Below are 23,541 nucleotides of genomic sequence, written 5' to 3'. Positions count from 1 at the left end.
ATAATAATAAATGTTTCTCTCCTAATAAATTAGACATTATGTTTTTATAACACGGCCGCAAAATTAGAAATAAATATCCACTCGGCAAACAAAATACACTGAAAAATAACGAGAAAATGAAACAACACGAGAATTCAGAAAATCAGGGATATAAATTCATTCTCCAAAGTAAAAAATCTCACTATTTTTCAAGCCCAAAAAGAGGGTGAACTGAATTACTTTCTATTCTCTGGAGAAGTCACCAGTTCCTTCTCTGTTTATAGGAGGTTCCTTTCAATTACTCTATATTATACAACGAATTCGGACAGTAAAGTAACCCCTCTTTCAGAGGTTCCCCGTCCCCTATCGCGTCAAAATATCCGTTTTTAGGCGTCCTAAATATTGATATATCACCGGTTTTGATATACTCGTCAAAATCATAAACATCCCGGATACTTACTCTCTCTTGGGGGTACAAGAACCAATCCAATCCACATTTATCGCCATTCTTATTACAATACTTAAAAACGTCATGAATACTCGTAAATATCAACCCGTAAGGGATTCCATTCTGATCAAGGCATTTTTTATTATTAGTTATGGCATATAACCTAACACCCCCATCAACCTCAATAAACCAATTCACGGCACACCTCAAATCATCACTTTGCTTTTTCAGGTTCTCGGTATACTTGAACTTATTCATGTTTGACAGATCCTTCTCCCCGTATGTATTAATGAATCCTTCTTTTCCACCAAATAACTTTCCCCGGCAATCTTCAGCAACGATGACTTCATTAGGATTATTAATATTCCCCTCCATTTTCTCGAAACCCAACTTAATTGTCTTCGTGGAGCCTAACGCGATAGGTTGAACGGAAACGGTGTAACTATCCTTCTGGATAATCCACTTCACATGAATGATTAAATCATTATAATCGTAATCCCCGTTTCTACTATCTTCGAAAGCAACGACCTGCCAGGTCCGTAACTCTCCCTTATAAAAGTTATTTTCATTTCTAACGTTCTCTATCGTGATAGCATCAGGAAAAGAAGCTCTCGACACAGAAGCAAGATTCGGGATTGAAATTGTAGTCGTGTACGGGCAAATTGCCAATGTATCACCATATAATTTCACGATTGAAGCATACCCCTCCGGCACGATGACCTCCAAATCCTTGTAAGGTTTCAGGAGTTCCACATCCGTATCCGGTTCTTTATACACACTCTTATCATGACAAGATAAGAACAGTAGCATTCCGCATAATATAAATAATATTTTTCTCATAATGAAAGGATGATTTACTTCTACAAAGGTATTTCAATTTATAAACACGACAAAGCAATCCTTGCATTATTTTCAACTAAAATACAACTATATAGCTAAAATTACAACCACAACACCCTAACATTACCGATTTAAGGAAGCATTACAATTCAATCTTCCAGTAAATCCGGGCGCAAACGCTTCGTTCTCTCGTAAGCCTGTTGCTCCTGCCATTCGTCAATCAAAGCGTGATTACCGGATAGCAAAACTTCGGGAACCCGCCAGCCGTTAAATTCAGCCGGACGCGTGTAAACGGGCGGTGCCAACAGATTATCCTGAAAAGAATCGGTCAAGGCCGAAGTTTCATCCCCCATCGCCCCAGGTAGAAGACGTACCACGGCATCCGTCATGATACAAGCCGGTAATTCTCCCCCGGTCAGGACATAATCACCGACAGATATCTCACGAGTAATCAAATGCTCCCGAATACGATGATCTATCCCTTTATAATGCCCGCACAGAATCATGATATTCTCTTTCAAAGAAAGTTCGTTAGCCGTCTTCTGGTTAAAAGTCGGGGCGTCAGGAGCCGTGTAAATAATCTCGTCATAATGACGCTGGGAAGTCAACTCGTTGATACAATCAAAAATAGGTTGTATGGCCATGACCAACCCGGCATCTCCCCCGAAAGAATAGTCATCCACCTTACGATGTTTGTCTTTCGACCAATCCCGAATATTATGAATATGAATCTCCACGATACCTTTTTCTTTCGCCCGTTTAATGATCGAGTGATTCAAAGGACTTTCCAGTAATTCCGGCACTACACTTAATATATCAATACGCATGATAAAACAATTGAAAATTGAAAATGCAAAATTGAAAATGACAAGAATCCATGACAACCCTCCCATTTTCAAACTCGCGAACAAAGATAAGAATTATTGATAAATTCAACTTACATACCCGTGTAATTAAACTGTTCCTCTACATTTTAAATCTATAAAAGGATATCCGCCCCCTTTGCGAGATAATGGCTTCTAAAAGAATTACACGAATTTTTCTTACATTTGCCCATCATAACAGAATACTGAAAAAAATGGATATAATCATTAAAGCAGGCGTCACGTCTGACATTGACGAATTGGAACAACTGTATGACGATCTCAATGATCATCTATCAACAACAACCAATCATCCCGGATGGATAAAAGGGATATACCCAACCCGAAAAAATGCCGAGGAAGGAATTGCCAGTAAAACTTTACACGTGGCGAAATTCGAAGAAAAAATAGTGGGTTCAATTATCCTCAATCACGAACCGGAAGCCGCTTATAACAACGCACCCTGGCAAATAGAAATACCCTACAACAACATCTTCGTGATACACACGCTTGTCGTTCATCCTCATTTCTTAAAATTCGGTATCGGGAAACAACTAATCTCTTTTGCTCTCGAATTTGGGAAGAAATCACACATGAAAGCCATCCGGCTAGATGTTTACGAGCAAAACACTCCTGCCATCAGGTTGTATGAAAAAAATGGATTTCAATATATTACTACCGTTGATCTAGGACTTGGCGATTACGGCCTCCACAAATTTCACCTGTACGAGAAAATATTATAACCGTTATAAATAACCTCGTTATCAAAAAGATAACAAGCTCCTATTTTGATTTGTCACGAGTTTACACTACCTTTGTTATAACATTATATAACACGAAAATCATGGGAAGCGAAGGTTTACAAGAACGATATATTAATCCTTACACGGACTTCGGTTTCAAGAAGTTATTCGGCACGGATATGAATAAAGATTTACTAATCAGCTTCTTGAACGCTTTACTACACGGGGAGCAAACGGTAAAAGACATCACGTATCTGAATACCGAACATCTCGGTACCCTAGAGATTGACAGACGTGCCGTGTTCGATGTATATTGCGAGAACGAGCAGGGAGAAAAATTTCTCGTGGAGATGCAAAAAGGCGAACAGCAATTTTTCAAGGATCGCAGCCTGTTTTACTCGACATTCCCGATCCGGGAACAAGCCGTAAAAGGGAGAAGCTGGGATTATGAATTGAAAGCGGTTTACACGATAGGTATTCTTAATTTCGTTTTTGACAATAAAGATGACAACTATTATCATCACGAAGTTAAATTATTGGATACACGCACGAAAGAAGTTTTCTATAATAAATTAACGTTCATCTACCTGGAAATGCCGAAATTCAACAAGACTGAAGCAGAACTGGAAACGATGTTCGACAAGTGGATGTTTGTTCTTCGAAATTTATCGGTACTTATGGAACGCCCTGCCGCATTACAAGAACGAGTTTTCGAACGTCTCTTCAAGTCCGCGGAAATCGCAGGGTTCAGTAAACAGGAATTATTCGAATATGAAGATAGTCTAAAGGTATTCCGAGATTGGTATAGCGTGGTTAAAACTGCCGCAGACAAGGGATTCACCGAAGGCTTTGGTGAAGGCTTTGGCGAAGGCTTTGGTGAAGGCTTTGGTGAAGGTGAAAAGAAGAAACAATTGGAAATAGCACAAAATCTAAAATCATTAGGGATAGCTATTGACGTTATCGCTCAAAGTACTCACCTATCCCAGGAAGAGATCGAAAAACTATAATTTCCTATTAAACAACGAAACGTTGAATCGAGCTTATTATTATCTCGAATCCCAAAAATTTACAAAAAAAAAGAAAATGCAGGATTCATTTTCAATCCTGCATTTTCAATTTTCAATTATTTCAAGTAGTCTTCAAAGTAATTCGTGACTTTCTGCATCAAATGAATCCGGTCACGTCCCATCACGTTGTGCTCGGCACACGGGTAAGGGAAATAATCTACTTGTACATTATTCTTGATACACTCCCGGATAAAGCTTAAACTCTGCTCCCAAACGACCACGGGATCAACGGCTCCCTGGCAGATTAACAATTTGCCTTTCAGATCTTTTGCCTTGGCAATCAAGCTAGTCTTGGCATATCCTTCCGGATTCTCTTGCGGGGTGTCCATGTAACGTTCTCCATACATCACTTCATACCATTTCCAGTCGATCACGGGTCCCCCGGCAACGGCCACCTTGTAAATTTCAGGATAATTGGTAATCAACGAAATAGTCATGAATCCCCCGTAACTCCATCCATGAATCCCGATACGTTCGGCATCCACCCACGGGAATGATTTCAACCACTCGATACCCTTCACCTGATCCTTCATTTCCACTTGCCCGCACTGGCGATGAATCACTTCCTCGAAAGCCTTTCCCCGGTTGGGCGTACCGTGATTATCGATCACGAATACCACGTAACCGTGTTGTGCCATGTACATTTCCCACATCCGCAAGGAAGCATTCCACGTATTAGTCACCAGTTGGGAATGAGGACCTCCATACACGTAATGAATTACCGGATATTTCTTGTTCGGATCGAAATCCATAGGTTTGATCAAACGATAGTACAAATCGCTTCCGTCATCCGCCTTGATCGAACCCAGAGTGATTTCCCCATAGTTATAATCTTTATTCGGGTTCTCCACTTCTTGAAGACGACGTACCACTTTACCCGTGTTAGCGGTCAAATCCACATTACGAGGAATCTTGATACTACTGTAATTATCTATAAAATAAGCGCAGTCCCCGCTCATCGTGATATTATGCCACCCTTCTTCCGCGGTCAAACGGTTTTTCTTACCACTCTTTACATCCACACGGAAAAGTTGTTTCTCCACCGGAGACACTTCCGAAGAAAGATAATACACGTATTTTCCCGCACGGTCAACGGCCACGAACTCCACGTCTGCATCCACATCTGTCAGGCGCTTGATCAATTTCCCGGTTACATCATGCAGGTAAAGATTCATATACCCGTCCCGATTGTTGGTTGAATAAATAAATTGTTTCGAGTTATTAGGCATAAATACCAAAGCACTCTGCGGTTCCACGTAAGTCTTGGATTTCTCCTCGAATAAAGTAGCCACACGCTTGCCGGTCGAGGCATCATAAGAATTTAAACGCATGTGATCCTGTCCCCGGTTCAGCACCTGAATATACACCAAATCCGATTCCGGCGACCAAGTAACTCCCGGCATATATTGTTCACGACCGAAATCGTTCACATCCAAGAATGTCGTTTTACCGGAAGCGATATCATAAACCCCGAAGCTTACCAACTCGGATTTCATCCCCGCCATCGGGTATTTAATCTCTTTCAATTCTCCCGTGCGGGTATTAATGTCCAGTAATGGAAAATTAGTAACCTGACTCTCGTCTTTACGATAAAATCCCAATTTCTTTCCATCGGGGGACCAGAAAATACCTCCCTTGATTCCGAATTCGTTACGACTCACCACTTGTCCGTTCACGATATTCTTGTCCTGATCAGTAGTCACCGTGTAGCTGTTGCCCCGTTCGTCCTGATAATAGAGATTATTATCAATCGTGTAAGCGTAAGCGTTAGCCGCTTTCGAGTAGGTCTCGTTAGCCGCCCCCTTCGGGAAGGTGAAAGTTTGTTTCAACTGCTTTTTATCCACGTCGATATGGTAGATGCTCCCCTGACGGGAAATCACTAACGTGTTTGCATCCAACCACTCGATATTAGGGTAACCTTTCAATTCGGTTCCTAATATTTTATTCAACTCGGCAACCGTCAACAAGACTTTCTTTTCACCTTTATCGACGGACTCACTCATAAGCCCTTCCCGATCAAGATAAGTCAGTTGATTCTTATCTCCCTGCCATTGAAAATACTTGGACCGGGGGTATAAATGATACCCTATCACGGCCTCCTCCATGGTTAAAACCTTCTTTTGCGCACTCAAATCGAACATCATAGTTAATCCGATTATTGCCAAGAACATCCTTTTCATTCTTTACTTTTAGCTATTATTATTAATCTTCAATTGTAAATTCATCCCGATCTTCCAGCACGGGAAATTTTACACGAAATTCCCGTAAAGTCCTTAAATCAATATCCACCTGCTTCACTTCATCGGCAAAAGGTTCACACGCGATCAACTCCTCCCCTCTGGGGGAAATAACAACCGAATCCCCGGAATAATGTAACCCGTTCCCGTCTTCACCCACGCAATTCACCCCAACCACGTAACATTGATTTTCGATTGCCCTCGCTTTCAGTAATACCTGCCAAGGCATCCTTCTCGCCTCCGGCCAGTTGGCCACGTAAACCGCCAGATCATACCCGGAAGTGTTACGACTCCAAACCGGGAAACGCAGATCATAACAAATGAACGGTGCAATCCTCACCCCCTGGTAATCAAATACCAATAATTCGTTTCCTGCCGAGAAATGATCTTTCTCATTCCCCATCGTGAAAAGATGCTTTTTGTCGTAATGCAACACGTTCCCATCCGGGAATGCAGCCAGCAAACGGTTATAATAATGCCCGTCTTCAAAATAAATCGTCGATCCCATGATCAACGCGTCCTTCTCCTTTGCCCATTCCTGCATACACTGGTGAACTGCCTCGTAAAAAGGAGCTACCCGCTCTTTTCCATTCATGGTAAAACCGGAGGCAAACATTTCGGGTAAAACGATCACGTTAGCTCCTTCTATCGCTCCTATCCGCTTGTTAAAAAGCTTCAAATTCAATGGCACATTCTCCCATTCGAGGTGTGCTTGTACGATCGCAACATTCATATTCTTCTTTTTAATTTACTTAATCACCCGCGGAAAAATTCTCCGGATGCCGGGGATGTACATCCCGGTATGTCGACATGATATATTTTAAATCCGCATCCGGATCACCTGTCGGTTCAAACCGAGGCCCCCACGTGCAATATTTATCTTTGTAATCTATTCTACCCAAGTAAACAGGAACACCCGCCTCTTTGGCAATAACCAAAAATCCTTTTTTCCACTTTTTCCTTTTCTTCCGACTCCCCTCCGGCGTGATCGTCAGGTACATCGTATCCCTTTTCTGAAACTCCTCCACCATTCGATCCACGAGATGATTATCTTTATTACCGCGATCTACCGGGATCACGTGTAATGCTTTCAAAATGGGTCCCAACGGGAAAAAGAAAAATTCCTTTTTCATTAATATATAAGTAGGGACACCATAACTCATGAAAGTAAGCTTTCCCCAGATGAAATCCATAATCGACGTATGCGGCACGGAAATAACCACCGCTTTCTTGTCCGTGGGTAGACTTCCCCGGAGTTTCCAACCAAATATCTTTAATATCAATCGTGCGATATATTTCATAACCTTCTCGTTTTTCTGAAATCCGTCAAAGTTAATATATTTCCGGGAAATATGAAAAAAACAATTAAAACGCTAGGGCAAAAGCGTCAAAACGCTTTCGCCCTTTGAGCCGAAGGTTTATAAAGTCTATAAAGTCAATGGACCCTGCGGGCGCATATCACGGCAGCCGAGTTGCCGATCGGGACAGAGTCCCGTGAAACAAGTAATTCCATTAACTTTATAAACTTTAGATGCCAAAGACATGATTTTATGAACTTTACGGACTAGGGCGAAACCTTTCGCCCTGATTAAAACGCCAGTAGCATAGATATAGAATAGGTTTTCGCAAAAGGATACAACGTCCCCCGCTCGTATTGTTTTCTATCCTTTTGTGAACGAGTGTAAACATCACTCATTGAAAAGCTCAATTTACAATCTTTCAAGAAACAATCTTTCAGAATACCTGCATTTCTGAAATCATAGTAAACAGACAAATACGACAATGAAAACCTGTTGATCTTTTGCACGAAACGGGTGGAATACACCTCTTGATTATCAGAGGAACCGGATTTAAAATAAGAAGCATCACCCGGTTGTTTCCAACGCCCGTACTCCGTTAGCCGTTTGTCAAAATTAAAATGTTCATCCGCATTATCACATTGACTAGAGAGGGTATTATTAAACATCATACTCCCCCGATCCCAGGTAAACACGGTACTTACCCCTATTCCCCAAAACTCCCCGTTCACCCCGAAGTTCCCGATATTTTTAGGCATCATGTCACCACAGTCCACGATAGCCGCTTTTTCGTAATCAAAAGTATTAGAACCGTCCGCAGCAGCAAATATCTCCTTACCGGAAGTCGGATCAATTCCCAGCGAGGCATGGGCCATTAATGCATTAAGTGGAATTTTCGAGCCTTCGAAAAGATTCGCACTTTCACTCCCGACATGAATTGAAGCATTCTTCATCTTATTTTTAAAAGAGGTCACTGCCGCGAATAAATTCAAATGATATTTACCATTCGCGCTATTCAACACTTTAAAATTCAAAAAAGCCTCGAACCCTTTACTCTCTGTTTCAGCATCAATCATGACACTTTGATTTTCATCTTCGAACATAACTCCCGCAACAGCGCATACATGATCAGCTTTTGCCGTAAAATAATTAAAACGCCCGCTCACGAACCCGTTCAACAGGGAGAAATCAGTCCCCACGTTCCAATCATGACGTTTCTGCCACTCGATTTTATCTGTTATACTCTCGTTATCACCCCCGACATTACCAATAGCTAAACGGATTTTAAATTCATCTATCCATTTTAAATCACGTAAAAATAACTCGTTGTGCATAGCCCAACACGCACCGATCGACCAAAATCCGTTTGTTCGGCTTTTCATCGAAGTTACCGAAGTATTTTGAAGACAATAATTCGCATAGAAATAATACCGGCTAGCGTAAGAATAATTAGCAATAGCGTTCACTCTCCATACTTTAGAAGTTAAATCCGGAATATAAATCGGGGCAGGCTGTTCCCCGGCAAATTCCAAGCTTGAAGAAGACATACCATACAAGGACAACATGGAATAGTCTATTTTCGAACGATCGAAATTCGCAACCAAACTTGTCGTAAGATTGCCCATAATTCCCAATTGCCTGTTATAATCCAACCCGAATTCGCCCCCCACATCTTCTCTATTCGTACGAGCTTCTTCATAACTCCCACGCAACTCGGCATCCGAAGAAATAAAATCCGTGTGATCAACCGGTTTGAATTCCCAACCTTTATACTTCAACTTCGAGTAAAGGAAACCTCCACGAGCCATTAAATACGAATTAATATACCAATTTACTTTAAACAATTCGGATATATCACTCCCCTTTATCTTGGATTTAGTACCAATAGTCGTGTTCCAAAGCGGATTAGCCTGAGAAAAATCCCCATCCTCGAAATATCTCACCAGATCCCCGTCCGCATTATAGGGTGAAAAATAAGGATTCATCAACGCGTATTGAGCAAAACTCCCGTACGGGGAAAAATGCCCCCGATTTTCGGTATAACCGAACTGATTACTGATATGTACACCCTTGAATTTATAAGATAAAAAAAGATTACCATCCACCACACGGTTATCGGACTCTTTCATGACTCCCTCCGTGTTGTTGAAATAAAAATTTACCCCGTAAGAAAATTTATCCACGATACCATCCACGTACAATGAATGTTTATGACTTACCGATTCACGTAAAGGTTGTGACAACCAATCCGTGTTCAACCCTTCATCCGCCCTTTTCATCAGATCAATATATCGCGAATCCAGCGGGATAATATTCCCGTCATCTCCCATCTCAAACGAACCATACCCCGCAAACATCTCGCCAACCAGCTTCTCCCACATATTACATAAATTATAACTGGACAAATCTGCCGATTGAATATCAACGTTACCATTATAACGCACGTTCACACTACCCGTCGTGGGAAGTATCGTGTATATTTCTACCACTCCCTGGCCCCCTTCGGCACCGTATTCCGATTTGCCGACGGCACTCTTGATCAACACGACATGATCAATCATGTTAAGGTCGAGATTCATCACACGACGTAACGGAACCTTGAAACCGTTGATAATAAACAACGGTTGAACGTTAGACAGCCCCGTTTGGCCATAAAATTGTATTTCCGGGACCATATTCGGATCCGATCCGTTTTCCAGATTCTCTACCACCATAAAAGAAGGATCGATATTCTTCAACGAATTGATAACACTCGTGTTTCCGGCACGCCGAAGTTCATCGCCGGTAATAACCAAACGTTCCCCGACAAATATTCGAGGAAAGACACAAGAAATCGTTCCCGCAGATTCCTTGGAACCAGAACGTGTTTTTAACCGCTCTTTTTGTGCGAAGACATTCGTTATCACAAATAAACAGAGTAATGCAATAGTAGTAAGTTTTTTCATAATCATCCGAATAACATGTTTAACCCTCTTTGCAACAAAAATAAGATTTTTTTTTACAAATTCACAATTTATCCCGTCAATAATAAAATGAGAATATGAAAATTAACATTTACAGTTGTCAACTTACAAACCAAATCAAATTACTTGGCAAAAAATCACTCGTTTATCTTTGCCAGTTCAAAAACTATTACTACTTTTGCCGAGCGAAAATTTAACCTCAGGGGTACAACAAGCGGAGGAATCCCACCCCACGGTATTAACTTAATAATGAAATAGAACAATGTACGCAATTGTAGAAATCGCAGGACAACAATTCAAGGTTGAAAAAGACCGTAAAGTCTATGTTCATAGACTAGCTGCAGAAGAAGGTGCTCAAGTAGAATTCGAAAAAGTGCTTTTGGTAGACAACGAAGGAGACATCAAAATCGGTACCCCCGTTGTAGAAGGAGCTAAAGTTACGGCAAAAGTATTATCTCACTTAAAGGCTGACAAAGTTGTCATCTTCAAGAAAAAGAGAAGAAAAGGATATTGTAAGAAAAACGGTCATCGTCAATGTATGACCCAGATTCAAATCGAAGCTATCAACGCTTAATTTATTTTGTAACTTCTAAAATTTAAAACGATATGGCACACAAGAAAGGAGTCGGTAGCTCTAAGAACGGTCGTGAATCAGAAAGTAAACGATTAGGAGTAAAGATATTTGGCGGACAATTTGCAAAAGCAGGTAATATCTTAGTTCGTCAAAGAGGAACAGTACATAACCCGGGATTGAACGTGGGAATTGGTAGAGATCATACCTTGTTCGCATTAATCGACGGAAAAGTTGTTTACAGAAAAAAACAAGACAACAAATCTTACGTTTCTATTGAAGCTATCGCTGAATAAGCAGAAAAAAGATAATATTTAAACTCCTGTCCTATTAAAGTACAGGAGTTTTTTTTATTTTTACGCCTTGAAACCGGAAAACGAAAAGTCAATCCTGTTTCAATAATTTATAATTTAAAATCTAAAATTATTAGAGATGCTAAACCTTAAATTTATTCAGGAAAACAAAGACACGGTCATTCGAAAATTAGCCGTGAAGAACTTTGATGCCAAGGAATTAGTTGAGAAAATCATAGCTCTCGACAACGAGAGAAAGAACTTACAAAAAGAATCGGACGACAAGCAATCCGAAATGAATAGCATCTCCAAGCAAATCGGGTCCCTGATGAAAGAAGGGAAAAAAGAAGAAGCCGAAAATGCCAAAGCCAACACGACCCGTCTAAAAGAAGAGATCGCTGCATTGACAGCCAAACATAATAACGCCATGACCGAGTTAAACGCCTTAATCGTGCGTTTACCCAACTTGCCCCACGATTCCGTTCCTCCCGGCAAGAGCGATGCGGACAACGTGATCGTCAAAATAAGCGATAATATTCCCGCTCATGAAGAGGGGCAACTTCCCCACTGGGATCTGGCCAAGAAATATCAACTGATCGATTTAGAGGCCGGGGTTAAAATCACGGGAGCCGGCTTCCCCGTGTACAAAGGCTTGGGGGCCCGTTTACAAAGAGCCTTAATTTATTTCTTCTTGGAAGAAAACATAAAAGCAGGTTATCAGGAAGTGATGCCGCCACTCGTGGTTAACGAGGATTCCGGTTTTGGTACCGGACAGTTACCCGATAAAGACGGTCAGATGTACTACGTGAACGAAGATAAGCTATACCTTATCCCTACTGCTGAAGTACCCGTAACCAACCTTTACCGGGATATGATCGTGGAAGCCGATCAATTACCGATCAAAAACACGGCCTACTCCGCTTGTTTCCGTCGGGAAGCCGGATCATACGGGAAAGACGTCCGCGGTTTGAATCGTCTGCACCAATTTGACAAAGTAGAGATCGTGCAGATCACCCGTCCGGAAGTATCTTACGAGGCTCTTGACGGCATGGTAAAACACGTGGAAGGCCTGTTGATCAAGTTGGGTCTACCCTACCGGATCGTTCGCCTATGTGGTGGAGACCTGAGCTTTACGTCTGCCCTCACGTTCGATTTTGAAGTCTTCTCCAAGGCTCAGAACCGTTGGCTAGAAGTCAGTTCTGTTTCCAACTTCGAAGAGTTCCAGGCAAACCGTTTGAAATTACGTTTCCGGGATAAAGGAGACAAAAAAACGACCATGGTACACACGCTCAACGGTAGCGCACTAGCCTTACCGCGAATCGTGGCCTCCCTGTTGGAAAACAACCAGACACCCGAAGGAATTCGTGTACCGGATGTACTTCGTGGTTTCATGGGTACAGACTATATAAAATAAACGTTGTAGTTTAGAGCTAGATACTTGAAACTTCGTGATTTATCTATCACACGGAAAGATTATAAATAACTTTTTAATCTTCATCACCGTAATTATAAATCACGAAGTTTTTTTATTCTAGCTTTTAATTTAAACCAACCAAATTATGAGACTTGTATACAATACAACTTTTCACGTTGATGACGAAATCGCGGCAGGATTAATCAAATCAATCAAAGAATTCTATATCCCTTATGTCAAAGCAAAAGGTTTATGCTGCGATATACTGTTCACACGAGTTATCGTCCACGAAGAAGAAGGCCGCTCCTTCTCCCTCCAACTCGTGTTCCCCTCGGAAGAAGACTACGCCATTTTCATTGATATATACAAAGACAAACTACTAGGCGTTCTGATTGAATTGTTCGGACAAAATCTCTTGCACTTCAGTACCACACTGGAAGAGATCGAATAATACAGCACATATTCATGAAACCCAAGTAGATTTTCATTATATTTGTAACACATAAATAGTATATAGATAATGGAAAAACTGATCATGGGCATTGACCCCGGTACAAACTTCATGGGATACGCGATACTTAAAACAACCGGTAAGAATTGCAAACCGGAACTTGTCGTATCGGGAGTCGTAGACATGAAAAAAATGACAGATCCTTATCTTAAATTGCAACGAGTATTTCAACGTACCCTACAAGTCATCGACTCCTATCACCCGGATGAACTGGCTATTGAAGCACAATTTTATGGCAAGAACATCCAATCCATGTTGAAACTCGGACGGGCACAAGGTGTCGCCATCGCGGCTGCCCTTCAACGGAATATCCCGATCTTTGAGTACGCACCCAAAAAAATAAAAATGAGCATCACGGGCACAGGAGAAGCATCCAAAGAACAGATCGCCATACTTCTCGGCAAATTCATGAATATGCCCACAACGATCTCCACTTTGGATGAAACAGATGCCATTGCTATCGCCTATTGCCATCATTTACAGGGTAATCTCCCCACCACGGGTAGCTCCAAATGCAAAGATTGGGGCGATTTCATCAAACAAAATCCGGATAAGGTTTTGTAAAACAACAAGTTGTTTTACAAAGTTACAAGTTGCAAGTTGAGCCTGCGGCCCTATTTGTTACAAGTTCCTTGTTTACTTGTAACAAATAGGGCCATAGCTTTCGCTATGGCCCTATTTTACAAAGCAAAGTCAAACAATTTTAATCAACAATATTCGAATATTTTACGAAACAACAATTACTTCCCAGAATTACAGGTCAAGAAAAACTTGTAACCTGCAGAGCCGCAGGCTCAACCTGCAACTTGTAACTAATCGGGTGATAGCAAAAGCTATCACCCGACTAATCTAATCAACAATATCCAAATAAATACTTTCCTGCGCGTAAGGATAAAATTCTTTATCAGTACCGGCCATCTGTTTCAACTGCGGATCAAGCTGTATCGCTTTCTGCAAAGCCACGGCCATCGTCTGCACGTCTTTTATTCTCGCTGCAGCCACGGCCATCATATAATATTCATACCCATCCGTTAGATTCAATTTTTTCAATGTTTCCAAAGCGGCACGATTATCATTAGCCATTAACTGGGCATAAGCTAGGTTTACACTCGGCATAGCCTTCAAATAAGGAATAGCCTTATTATACTCTTTATCTTTCAATAACAACATTCCCAAATTATACTTGGCTTCATTCTTGATAGAAGCTTTGGTATACATCTCTTTTGCTTGGGTGTTGTTACCCTCATTCTGGTAAACGATTCCCAAATTGTTAGAAATTTCCGGTTGTTGACCGATCACGACAGCCGATTCTAACAATTTCTTCGCTTTCCTGTAATCTTTATTTCGAATAGCCATAACAGCCAAATCATTCAACAAATTCGCATCCGTACGTGCGGACAATACAGAGGTTTCTTGCAATTGAGGAACATAATAAGCAGTTGCTTGATCCTCCACTTGCATCACTCCCGGCACGGTATAGAAAATAAAGAAATCAGCACGACGCAAAGTCGGAAGAATCACATCTTTCAATTCCGGTACCGTCTTGATATAAGATTCAAGAACAGCTTCCCGTTTTTGTAAATTCGGGGCATTCTTCAAATCTTTCACGATTTGTACCTTATTCTTCAAATTAGAATCATTCACCAACATATACAAACCTTCCCAATTCTCGTTTACCAAGTTAGACGTGATAAACTTAGAATTCTTCATCATCGGCGTATTAGTCAATCCCAAATCCTTCACGAAGAAAGCCTTGGCTGCATTGAAACGATTCGTGGTCAAATTCTTGTTCAGTCTTTCCGATCCCTCCGGAGAACTGGAAATATACACAACCATATTCGTAATCTGGGCATTCTTGTCTGCCAATATACTCTTCATCGTCTGGACAGCTTGTGTCATCACAGATGATTTCTTCTGTGCATCCGGTATCACGGATTTAGCCAACGGGAATAATACGTACCCGCCAACCACGCCAACGCCTGTTGCCGGAACATCTTTCACGAAAGTTTCAGTGAACAAAGGAATTGCATCCGGGTTATTCGGTAGAGAATACATGTATGTTTTCCATTCTTTCACCCCGTTCGTATTCAGTATTGCCGGAGTCAACGCCACGACCTTGTTACCCATAATAGCCTCTATATCTGCTATTAAAACACCTTTTTGCATTCCTTCACGATACGGGAATGACAGGTTATAAGTAGCTAACGTATTTCCTTGATATTTCACCACCGGATAATTCGTTCCCTTCACCTTCTCTCCTTGGAAATAAAGAGGCTCCATAACCTCTTCCCCACCGGGATATTGCATTTTAGGAGTCACCTTCAATATCAACTTTTTATAAAACTGCTTGGGAGCAAAAGCAATATTATAATTAAAATTCACAACCCCATCCACCGCGGTCAACTGCTGAGGAGAAACTTTCCCCACAATTGCCGTTTCGATAGCCTCTCTCTCCAACTTCTTCATGGTATTACACCCCACCATCAAGAAAGAAAGCATCAAAATAACTCCACTCGTTATCAAAGATAATTTTCTCATAGTTCTCTTTTTTTGCGTTTAACTTATTCTATCCATTAAAAATGTTCATATTTTTCAATTCATATCCTCTCTAACGAATTTTATTGAATAAGGTTTTTTATCTTTGTCGAAAGTTTTGAAGTAACCCAATTCAATTCACAATAATTATGGAAGAAACTGTCAAACCAGTATATATAGAACAGCTATTCAAAAGTAAGAATCCTAAACTAGCTCGTTGGATTCCAAAATTCGTTTACTCCTTCCTAAAACGTGTTATCTGCCAAGATCAGATCAACGATTTTATCTCCAAATACGGGGATCGCAAAGGACTGGATTTTGCCGAGGGAATTCTTGAATACTTGGACATATCTTATATTATTGAAGGTAAAGAAAATCTTCCCGATCCCGACGGGCGCTACATTTTTGCAGCCAATCATGCTTTAGGAGGACCTGACGGGATCATCCTGATCTCCTTCTTGGGAAAAATATACAAGCAACTCAAGTTTCCGGTAAATGACCTATTGATGAATCTCAAAAACCTGAACAACATCTTCTTACCCGTCAACAAACACGGAGCCTTGGCTAAAGAAGCAGCCGTGGATTTGGAAGCAGCTTTCGCCTCCGATGCCCAGGTCATCACGTTCCCGGCCGGAATGGTAAGCCGCAAATACAACGGGGTGGTTCACGACCCGGAATGGCAGAAAAGTTTTATCACAAAAGCTATAAAATACCAACGGGACATTATCCCGATCCGGGTAAAAGCCGAAAATTCAAAATTCTTTTATAATCTAGCTAATTTCCGCACCAAAATAGGATTAAAAGTCAACCTTGAAATGATGTACTTACCCAAAGAAACATTCAAGAAACGGGGTTCCACCTTTACCCTGGTCATCGGGAAACCCATCAAATGGGAATCGCTGGATAAAAGCAAAACCCCGAAAGAATGGGCAGCAGAAATAAAGAAAATTGTCTATCAATTATAGATCCACACACACTATGCAACCAGTTATCTATCCTGTAAACAAAGCTAAATTATTGGCAGAACTCACGGAGGAAAGATTCGTTCGTAAAACCAATAAAGGGGGAAACGAGATTTACTCGTTCAATGCTTTCAACAGCCCGAACCTGATGAGAGAAGTCGGGAGATTACGGGAATTGACTTTCAGAACGGCCGGAGGCGGTACCGGGAAAGAAGTTGATATCGATCCTTTCGATACTGACGAACAAGTCCCCTATCAGCAATTAATCGTGTGGGACCCCAAAGAACAGGAAATTCTAGGAGGATACCGCTATATCTTATGTGATAATTTACCATTGAACAGCGAGGGAGAACCCAATCTGGCCACAACGGAATTATTCCGTTTTTCCGGGCAATTCAAAAAAGAATACTTGACGAAAATGATCGAACTGGGACGTTCATTCGTGCAACCCTTGTACCAGTCCAGCAAAATGGGGCGTAAATCACTCTTTGCTCTGGATAACTTATGGGACGGCTTGGGTGCGCTCACGGTCGAGAATCCCGGTATGGAATACTTCTTCGGGAAGGTAACCATGTATACCAGTTTTAATATCGAGGCTCGCGATATGATTCTCTACTTCATGCGCAAGTATTTTAAAGACCATGAAAGACTTGTCGAGCCGATTACTCCACTTGAAATTCATATCAATGAAGAGAAATTGGGGCAAATCCTGTGTGGAAACAATTATGACGAGGACTACCGTATTCTTTCCCGTTACGTCCGGGAACACGGGGAAAACATTCCGCCGTTGGTGAATGCCTACATGAGCTTGTCGCCCTCCATGAAATCTTTCGGGACGGCAATAAATCCCGGATTCGGGGGTGTCGAGGAAACCGCCATTCTGATCAAGATTGCCGACGTGTACGACACGAAAAAAGCACGGCATATTTCAACGTATATACCTAGAATACTCCGGTTAAGAAAATTCTGATCACACGGTCACGAAGATCAAACTGATCCCGATAGCAAAATAAACCAGCGACTCGATGATGTGCATAATCAACGAGAAGTTGGGATTTTGCATCAATCGCCGGGACAAACGGTCGGCAAGCAAGGCCACGAACGAAAAGATAACAATAGCCTGTGCCATGAAAAGCAACCCCAGCACGAGCAACTCGCCTGCCGGATTCTCGGAAGAATGGCTTACAAATTGAGGAAAAAACGCTATAAAAAACAATAATACTTTCGGGTTCAGAATATTCATCAAGATTCCCTTGCGATACAATTTATACTCCACACCCGAAGAAGGGGGTAAAGCCAATGAATTCTCTTTTCTATGTATAAAAGACTTAATTCCCAGATAAATCAAATAAGCCGCACCCAAAAACTTCAGCACGGTAAAAGCCACGGGAGAATTATACAGTATTAAAGAAAGTCCCAAACTAACTGCCGCCGTGTGGGCGATCAACCCGGTACATAATCCACAAGCAAAAATAATCCCGGCCTTCTTTCCCCGGGTTATACTTTGCGTGATTACGAACAATATATCCGGCCCCGGCATCAAGGTCAGTAAAATAGCAGCACTCAAAAATCCCAGAATATTCACAAGAAAGAAACTAAAAGTTAAAAATTAAAAGATAGAAGTTTAGATTAAAAGATAAAAACTAAAAGTTCTATTGTTTCAAACTTTTAGTTTTTATCTTTTAATTTTCATCTCTATAACAAGTTACTTGCCACCTCTGCCAGATAACTTCTCTCCCCTTTCTCCAAATGAACGTGAGCGAAGATATCCTGTCCCTGCATACGGTCAAACAAGTGCGACAAACCGTTGGATTGTCTATCCAAGTAAGGAGAATCAATCTGATCAATATCCCCCGTGAACACCATCTTCACGCCCTCGCCGGCACGCGTGATAATCGTTTTCACCTCATGCGGGGTAAGATTCTGTGCTTCATCCACGATAAAGAAGACGTTCGACAAACTCCGTCCCCGAATATAAGCCAAAGCGGAAATCACCAGCCGCTCGTCTTTCAGCATATCATCAATCAGCCGGTTCTCCTGACTATGCATATTATAACGGTGCTTAATCACCGCCAGATTATCAAATAAAGGTTGCATATACGGGCTTACCTTTTCATTCACATCCCCCGGCAAATATCCCAAATCCTTATTTGACAAGGCCACAATCGGACGAGCCAAATAAATTTGCTCAAACGCTTTATTCTGTTGCAAAGCGGCAGCCAGGGCTAATAGCGTCTTTCCCGTACCGGCCTTACCGCTTAATGCTACCAAAGAAATATTCGGATTCATCAGCGCATCCAACGCGAAGGCTTGTTCCGAATTCTTCGGGAATATACCGAAAGTATTTAACTTTTCAACTTTCCGCACCACTCTCCGGGTCGGGTCATAACAAGCCAATACCGAATTACTACCATTCTTTAATATATAATAGTTATTTCCCTTGATATCCTCTTTCGGGAAAAACGTTTCTACCGGAACTCCCGCTTCCCCGCTCTCGTAGAGCTTGGCAATCAATTCCGGGGAAAAATCCTCTCTTGTTAATACACACTTGTTTAACGACACTTCCAAGTTCTTCACCTGATCGGTCTTGTAATCCTCTGCCAAAATACCCAGAGACCTCGCTTTCATCCTCAAATTCATATCCTTCGACACCAAAACAACCTTTTCTCCCTTTCTCTCGCTCGCCACGTGTTCGGCAATAGCCAATATCCGGTGATCCGGAATATCCTCGCTGAACGAATCATTCATCTTGGCAGAGAAAGGCACGCCCGTCTGGATAAAAAGACGACCTCTTCCCTTACCTAGCGGTGCTCCGGCCTTAAAAAAATCCTCGCCCGAAATCTGATCCAGCTCACGCACGAACTCCCGTGCATGGTAATTTATCTGGTCATTTCCCCGTTTGAACTTATCCAACTCTTCCAATACCGTGATCGGAATAACAATATCATTATTCTCAAAATTGTAAATTGATCTGTAATCATGAAGTATAACATTCGTATCTAATACAAAAGTCTTCTTATTTGTAGTTTTAGCCATAATGTAATTTTTTTCAAAACAATGACAAGTTACAAAATTAAATCACAAAAAAAAGCGGCTAAGCCGCTTTTTTTAATGTATAAACCGGAACATCCTGTTCCAACGTATCTTACCTAGGAAAGATTTATCCTTATCCAGAGAAAGCCAGATGAAATAAGCCTTCCCGACAATGTGATCTTCCGGAACAAATCCCCAGTAACGCGAATCGGCCGAGTTATGACGATTATCTCCCATCATCCAGTAGTAATCCATCTGGAAAGTGTATTTATCAGCCGGACTCCCGTTAATATAGATCACGGAATCTTTCACCTCTAACTTGTTCCCTTCATAAGCCCCGATAACACGCTCGTAAAGCGGCAGGTTCTCCACGGTCAGATCAATAGTCTCCCCTTTCTTCGGGATCGGTAGAGGACCGAAATCGTCACGTGTCCACGGGTAATTCGGACTAAACGGGAATATCTGTCCCGAATCCTCTTGGTGACTCACGGAAGAAACGTTCGGCATGGCTTTAATCTTCTCGACCATTTCAACCGTCAAGGGTAACACGTAATGGTTATTTCCCATGTACCCATTATTAATATCCTCCATCGACATACCCATCTCCTGTAATTTCACCTTGTTAAAGGGGGAATTCACGATAACATCGTAATTATACTGCATCCCATCCTTATCCTCCAGCTTCTTGCCATTCACGTACAGCACGGCATCCCTCATTTCCAACACGTCTCCCGGCATCCCTACGCATCTCTTGATATAATTCTCCCGTTTATCCACCGGACGGACAATGATCTCGTTATCTTTCCAAATCTGTCTGCGAGCGATAGACCACGCTTCCTCCGGGGTCACGCTTAATTCTTTCTCTTTAGCCACTCGCTCGATATAAGAAGCCTGCCCTCGAATTTGCGAATAGTAGTCCGGATTCTCTATTCCGACGACCACCGTATCCCCCGCCGGGAAATTAAAGACCACGATATCCTCCCGCTTGATCTCGCCCAACCCGCCAATTCGTTTATACGGCCATTGAATCAAATCGGAATAAGCCTTGGTCGACCGAGTAAAAGGCAACGTGTGATGAGTAAACGGTATTGACAACGGCGTGTTCGGTAATTTAGGCCCGTAAGCCACCTTGCTCACGAAAAGATAATCGCCCACCAGCATGGATTTCTCCATGGAAGAGGTCGGGATCGTGTAAGCCTCGAAAAAGAACATACGAATCAATGTCGCCGCGATTATCGCGAAAATCAAGGCATCAATCCACTCCACGGTCTTGCTCTGTTTCTCCACGCCTTTTTTCTTCCAGAAAGCCCAATGGACTTTTTTCGTGATATAAATATCAAACAAAACGGGCACTCCCAGCAACAACCACCAGCTCCCGATCCATAACGTCCATAACAAGTAAACGAAGAGGACACACCCGAGTTTAAACCATCTATTTGTCAATATATTACTCATACACTATTAATTTACGATTTATGATTTTAGATTGAAGAATTCCGTAATTTAATGATTTCAGATTAGGTGATTTCAGTCGCACAATTCTTACTCTCTTTCTTCATAATCACGAAATCACTCAATCGGCAATCTCTGAATCTTTTATCTTTTAGTTTTTATCTTTTATCTTAATCAGGTCTTCCATCCCGAAAACCCCCTGTTTACCAACCAGAAACTCGGCAGCCATGACAGCCCCCTGGGCGAACCCGTCACGGGAATAAGCCGAATGGCATATTTGAATCTCGTCCACACCCGATTGATAAGTCACGGAGTGAATACCCGGAACCTCTCCTTCTCGCTTGGCCTTGATCGGAAGCTCCCCCACTTTCACCTGTCCCTCGTCCAGCTTCCAAGACGTGTACTCCGGATGTTCTTTCAGAATTCCTTCCGCCAACGTGATCGCCGTACCGCTGGGTGCATCCAGTTTATGAATATGATGAGTTTCCTCCAAAGAAACCTTATAATTGGAGAATCGAGCCATCGTTTGGGTTAACCAGCGATTCAAGTGGAAAAAAATATTCACCCCGATACTATAATTGGAAGCATAGAAAAAAGTACCTCCAGAACGTTCACACGCTGTTACCACCTCGTCCCACTTTTCCAACCAACCCGTCGTGCCCGACACGACGGGCACCCGGTTTCGAAAACACCAGTTATAGTTTTCCACGGCCACGGCAGGCATCGTGAACTCGATAGCGACATCCGCCTGTTTCAATTGTTCATCCGTACATCGGGTTCGATTATTTTCATCCACGATCAACACGATCTCGTGTCCCCGCTCACGAGCTAACCGTTCAATGGTCTTCCCCATTTTCCCGTATCCTAGTAATGCAATCTTCATTATATTGAATTAAAAATAATATACCACTAGTTTACAAAGGTAACATTTAAAAATAAAAAAAGGCTACCCGAAGGCAGCCTTTTCCGATATTTTATAATTACTAAGCTAACTCTTTCACTTTCGCAACAATTGCTTTGAAAGCTTCCGGTTGATTCATCGCCAAATCAGCCAGAACTTTGCGGTTCATGTTTACTTCTGCTTTATGAACTAAGCCCATAAACTTAGAGTAAGACAAACCTTCCATTCTAACTGCGGCGTTGATTCTCTGAATCCACAGTGCTCTAAATTCTGATTTTTTCTTCTTTCTGTCACGGTACGCGTATGTCAAACCTTTTTCATACGTGTTTTTAGCAACCGTCCAGACATTTTTTCTTGCACCAAAGTTACCTCTGGTCTGACTTAAAACCTTTTTTCTACGTGCTCTCGAAGCAACGGCATTTTTAGCTCTTGGCATAATCTTTTGTTTTTTGAATGTTAGCGTCCCACGAGGGAACTTTTACAGGCGTAACATCCCGGTTAATTACTTCTTTTAATTTCTTAGATACAAAGCATTTTTCTCACTGTTGCATCGTTAGCTGCGTCAACGATAGCCGAATGAGTCAAATTTCTTTTTCTCTTGGTTGTCTTTTTAGTCAAAATATGACTTTTAAAGGCATGTTTTCTTTTGATCTTCCCGGTAGCAGTCAAAGTAAATCTTTTCTTCGCGCTGCTTACACTCTTCATCTTTGGCATCTGTTCTAATTTTAATTATGTTTCAGAAAATATGTAATTATAAAATATCCTTATTCATTTTAGATTTAGTGATTTTAGATTTAGTGATTTTCCCGCACAATTCTCCCGCTCTTTTATAATCACAGAATCATCAAATCGGCAATCTCTGAATCTTTTCACTCTAAACTTCTCTCTATTTTTTCGGAGTAATAATCACGATCATCTTTTTTCCTTCCAACATGGGAGCGGATTCCAGTTTCCCGTAATCCTCCAAAGCATTGACAAAGCGCTCCAGCAAGTCCGCACCCTGATCTTTGAAAAGGATCGAACGTCCCTTGAAGAACACGTAAGCTCTCACCTTCGCGCCTTCCTGCAGGAACCCGATAGCATGTTTCAACTTGAAATTGAAATCATGGTCATCGGTCTGGGGCCCGAAACGGATCTCCTTTACAACAACCTTCACGCTCTTGGCCTTGATCTCTTTCTGCTTTTTCTTCAGTTGATACAGGAATTTACTGTAATCAATGATCCTGCATACTGGTGGATCGGCATTGGGGGATATCTCTACCAGATCAGCTCCGGCCGCTTCAGCCATCGCTAAAGCTTCTTTTAAAGGATAAACACCCGATTCTACATTCTCACCAACGACTCTCACAGAAGCGGCTCTTATCTGCTCGTTTATTCTGTGCTGTGGCTTGTCACTTTGACCTCTGCCCCTAATTTCCATTGTTCTTGCTA

23 protein-coding genes are annotated in these 23,541 nt (G+C 41.7%); 9 read left to right on the top strand and 14 right to left on the bottom strand.

The window, feature by feature from the left end; translation table 11 throughout:
• Positions 1 to 277: 277 nt before the first annotated feature.
• Positions 278 to 1,267 (bottom strand): DUF4114 domain-containing protein, encoded by a 990-nt coding sequence (locus tag DWW52_RS16935; RefSeq protein ID WP_148315394.1) that lies wholly within the window; start codon positions 1,265 to 1,267, stop codon positions 278 to 280.
• A gap of 149 nt (positions 1,268 to 1,416) precedes the next feature.
• The gene (trmD, locus tag DWW52_RS16930) at positions 1,417 to 2,094 is read right to left on the bottom strand and encodes a tRNA (guanosine(37)-N1)-methyltransferase TrmD (RefSeq protein WP_118716646.1); all 678 of its coding nucleotides are present in this window, start codon (positions 2,092 to 2,094) and stop codon (positions 1,417 to 1,419) included.
• A 251-nt stretch (positions 2,095 to 2,345) separates the two neighbouring features.
• Here trmD and DWW52_RS16925 point away from each other — a divergent pair, with 251 nt between their 5' ends.
• A complete protein-coding gene (locus DWW52_RS16925) occupies positions 2,346 to 2,873 on the top strand; it encodes a GNAT family N-acetyltransferase (RefSeq protein WP_118716701.1) in 528 nt (175 codons plus the stop codon).
• Positions 2,874 to 2,974: 101 nt separating this feature from the next.
• Positions 2,975 to 3,880: an Rpn family recombination-promoting nuclease/putative transposase gene (locus DWW52_RS16920; RefSeq protein WP_118716645.1), complete on the top strand. Its 906-nt coding sequence runs from the start codon at positions 2,975 to 2,977 to the stop codon at positions 3,878 to 3,880.
• Between the two features lie 116 nt (positions 3,881 to 3,996).
• Here the strand turns inward: DWW52_RS16920 and DWW52_RS16915 are convergent, their stop codons facing one another.
• The 4 genes from DWW52_RS16915 to DWW52_RS16900 form a co-directional block, all read right to left on the bottom strand.
• Positions 3,997 to 6,120, bottom strand: coding sequence for a DPP IV N-terminal domain-containing protein (locus DWW52_RS16915; RefSeq protein WP_118716644.1), 2,124 nt, complete (start codon positions 6,118 to 6,120; stop codon positions 3,997 to 3,999).
• Between the two features lie 22 nt (positions 6,121 to 6,142).
• The gene (locus DWW52_RS16910) at positions 6,143 to 6,910 is read right to left on the bottom strand and encodes an amidohydrolase (protein ID WP_118716643.1); all 768 of its coding nucleotides are present in this window, start codon (positions 6,908 to 6,910) and stop codon (positions 6,143 to 6,145) included.
• A 19-nt stretch (positions 6,911 to 6,929) separates the two neighbouring features.
• Positions 6,930 to 7,478: a 1-acyl-sn-glycerol-3-phosphate acyltransferase gene (locus tag DWW52_RS16905; protein WP_118716642.1), complete on the bottom strand. Its 549-nt coding sequence runs from the start codon at positions 7,476 to 7,478 to the stop codon at positions 6,930 to 6,932.
• A gap of 287 nt (positions 7,479 to 7,765) precedes the next feature.
• Positions 7,766 to 10,420, bottom strand: coding sequence for a TonB-dependent receptor plug domain-containing protein (locus DWW52_RS16900; RefSeq protein ID WP_158582645.1), 2,655 nt, complete (start codon positions 10,418 to 10,420; stop codon positions 7,766 to 7,768).
• A gap of 280 nt (positions 10,421 to 10,700) precedes the next feature.
• Between DWW52_RS16900 and rplU the strand changes: the two genes are divergently transcribed.
• From rplU to ruvC, 5 genes are all read left to right on the top strand, one after another.
• Positions 10,701 to 11,012 (top strand): 50S ribosomal protein L21, encoded by a 312-nt coding sequence (gene rplU / locus DWW52_RS16895; RefSeq protein ID WP_118716640.1) that lies wholly within the window; start codon positions 10,701 to 10,703, stop codon positions 11,010 to 11,012.
• A gap of 32 nt (positions 11,013 to 11,044) precedes the next feature.
• Positions 11,045 to 11,305 (top strand): 50S ribosomal protein L27, encoded by a 261-nt coding sequence (rpmA, locus tag DWW52_RS16890; RefSeq protein WP_118716639.1) that lies wholly within the window; start codon positions 11,045 to 11,047, stop codon positions 11,303 to 11,305.
• A gap of 136 nt (positions 11,306 to 11,441) precedes the next feature.
• Positions 11,442 to 12,716: a serine--tRNA ligase gene (serS, locus tag DWW52_RS16885; protein WP_118716638.1), complete on the top strand. Its 1,275-nt coding sequence runs from the start codon at positions 11,442 to 11,444 to the stop codon at positions 12,714 to 12,716.
• 145 nt (positions 12,717 to 12,861) lie between these two features.
• The gene (locus DWW52_RS16880; RefSeq protein WP_118716637.1) at positions 12,862 to 13,167 is read left to right on the top strand and encodes a DUF4286 family protein; all 306 of its coding nucleotides are present in this window, start codon (positions 12,862 to 12,864) and stop codon (positions 13,165 to 13,167) included.
• A 69-nt stretch (positions 13,168 to 13,236) separates the two neighbouring features.
• Positions 13,237 to 13,791 carry a crossover junction endodeoxyribonuclease RuvC gene (gene ruvC / locus DWW52_RS16875; protein WP_118716636.1) on the top strand — a complete coding sequence of 185 codons (555 nt, stop codon included), beginning with the start codon at positions 13,237 to 13,239 and terminating at the stop codon, positions 13,789 to 13,791.
• Positions 13,792 to 14,076: 285 nt separating this feature from the next.
• On the opposite strand, the gene DWW52_RS16870 is transcribed toward ruvC, so the two are convergent.
• The gene (locus DWW52_RS16870; protein ID WP_233556960.1) at positions 14,077 to 15,765 is read right to left on the bottom strand and encodes a lipopolysaccharide assembly protein LapB; all 1,689 of its coding nucleotides are present in this window, start codon (positions 15,763 to 15,765) and stop codon (positions 14,077 to 14,079) included.
• Positions 15,766 to 15,911: 146 nt separating this feature from the next.
• On the opposite strand from DWW52_RS16870, the gene DWW52_RS16865 reads away from it, so the two are divergent.
• Positions 15,912 to 16,727, top strand: coding sequence for a glycerol acyltransferase (locus tag DWW52_RS16865; protein WP_118716635.1), 816 nt, complete (start codon positions 15,912 to 15,914; stop codon positions 16,725 to 16,727).
• A gap of 13 nt (positions 16,728 to 16,740) precedes the next feature.
• Positions 16,741 to 17,694: a GNAT family N-acetyltransferase gene (locus DWW52_RS16860; protein ID WP_118716634.1), complete on the top strand. Its 954-nt coding sequence runs from the start codon at positions 16,741 to 16,743 to the stop codon at positions 17,692 to 17,694.
• Here the strand turns inward: DWW52_RS16860 and DWW52_RS16855 are convergent, their stop codons facing one another.
• The 7 genes from DWW52_RS16855 to infC form a co-directional block, all read right to left on the bottom strand.
• Positions 17,695 to 18,309, bottom strand: a complete 615-nt coding sequence (locus tag DWW52_RS16855) for a LysE family translocator (protein ID WP_199692015.1) — start codon at positions 18,307 to 18,309, stop codon at positions 17,695 to 17,697.
• Positions 18,310 to 18,419: 110 nt separating this feature from the next.
• The gene (locus DWW52_RS16850) at positions 18,420 to 19,760 is read right to left on the bottom strand and encodes a PhoH family protein (RefSeq protein WP_118716633.1); all 1,341 of its coding nucleotides are present in this window, start codon (positions 19,758 to 19,760) and stop codon (positions 18,420 to 18,422) included.
• Positions 19,761 to 19,832: 72 nt separating this feature from the next.
• Entirely contained in the window at positions 19,833 to 21,212 is a 1,380-nt protein-coding gene (lepB, locus tag DWW52_RS16845) for a signal peptidase I (RefSeq protein WP_118716632.1), read from the bottom strand.
• A 148-nt stretch (positions 21,213 to 21,360) separates the two neighbouring features.
• A complete protein-coding gene (gene dapB / locus DWW52_RS16840; RefSeq protein WP_118716631.1) occupies positions 21,361 to 22,092 on the bottom strand; it encodes a 4-hydroxy-tetrahydrodipicolinate reductase in 732 nt (243 codons plus the stop codon).
• 100 nt (positions 22,093 to 22,192) lie between these two features.
• Positions 22,193 to 22,546, bottom strand: a complete 354-nt coding sequence (gene rplT / locus DWW52_RS16835) for a 50S ribosomal protein L20 (RefSeq protein WP_027200086.1) — start codon at positions 22,544 to 22,546, stop codon at positions 22,193 to 22,195.
• Positions 22,547 to 22,629: 83 nt separating this feature from the next.
• Positions 22,630 to 22,824 carry a 50S ribosomal protein L35 gene (gene rpmI, locus DWW52_RS16830; RefSeq protein ID WP_118716630.1) on the bottom strand — a complete coding sequence of 65 codons (195 nt, stop codon included), beginning with the start codon at positions 22,822 to 22,824 and terminating at the stop codon, positions 22,630 to 22,632.
• 172 nt (positions 22,825 to 22,996) lie between these two features.
• On the bottom strand, positions 22,997 to 23,530 hold the full coding sequence (gene infC / locus DWW52_RS16825) for a translation initiation factor IF-3 (protein ID WP_118716698.1): 534 nt from the start codon (positions 23,528 to 23,530) through the stop codon (positions 22,997 to 22,999).
• Positions 23,531 to 23,541 lie beyond the last annotated feature (11 nt).

The organism is Odoribacter sp. AF15-53, assembly GCF_003479425.1.
GTDB lineage: Bacteria > Bacteroidota > Bacteroidia > Bacteroidales > Marinifilaceae > Butyricimonas.
The sequence above is the reverse complement of the archived record's forward strand: the minus strand, read 5'-3'. Positions and strand labels throughout refer to the sequence as shown.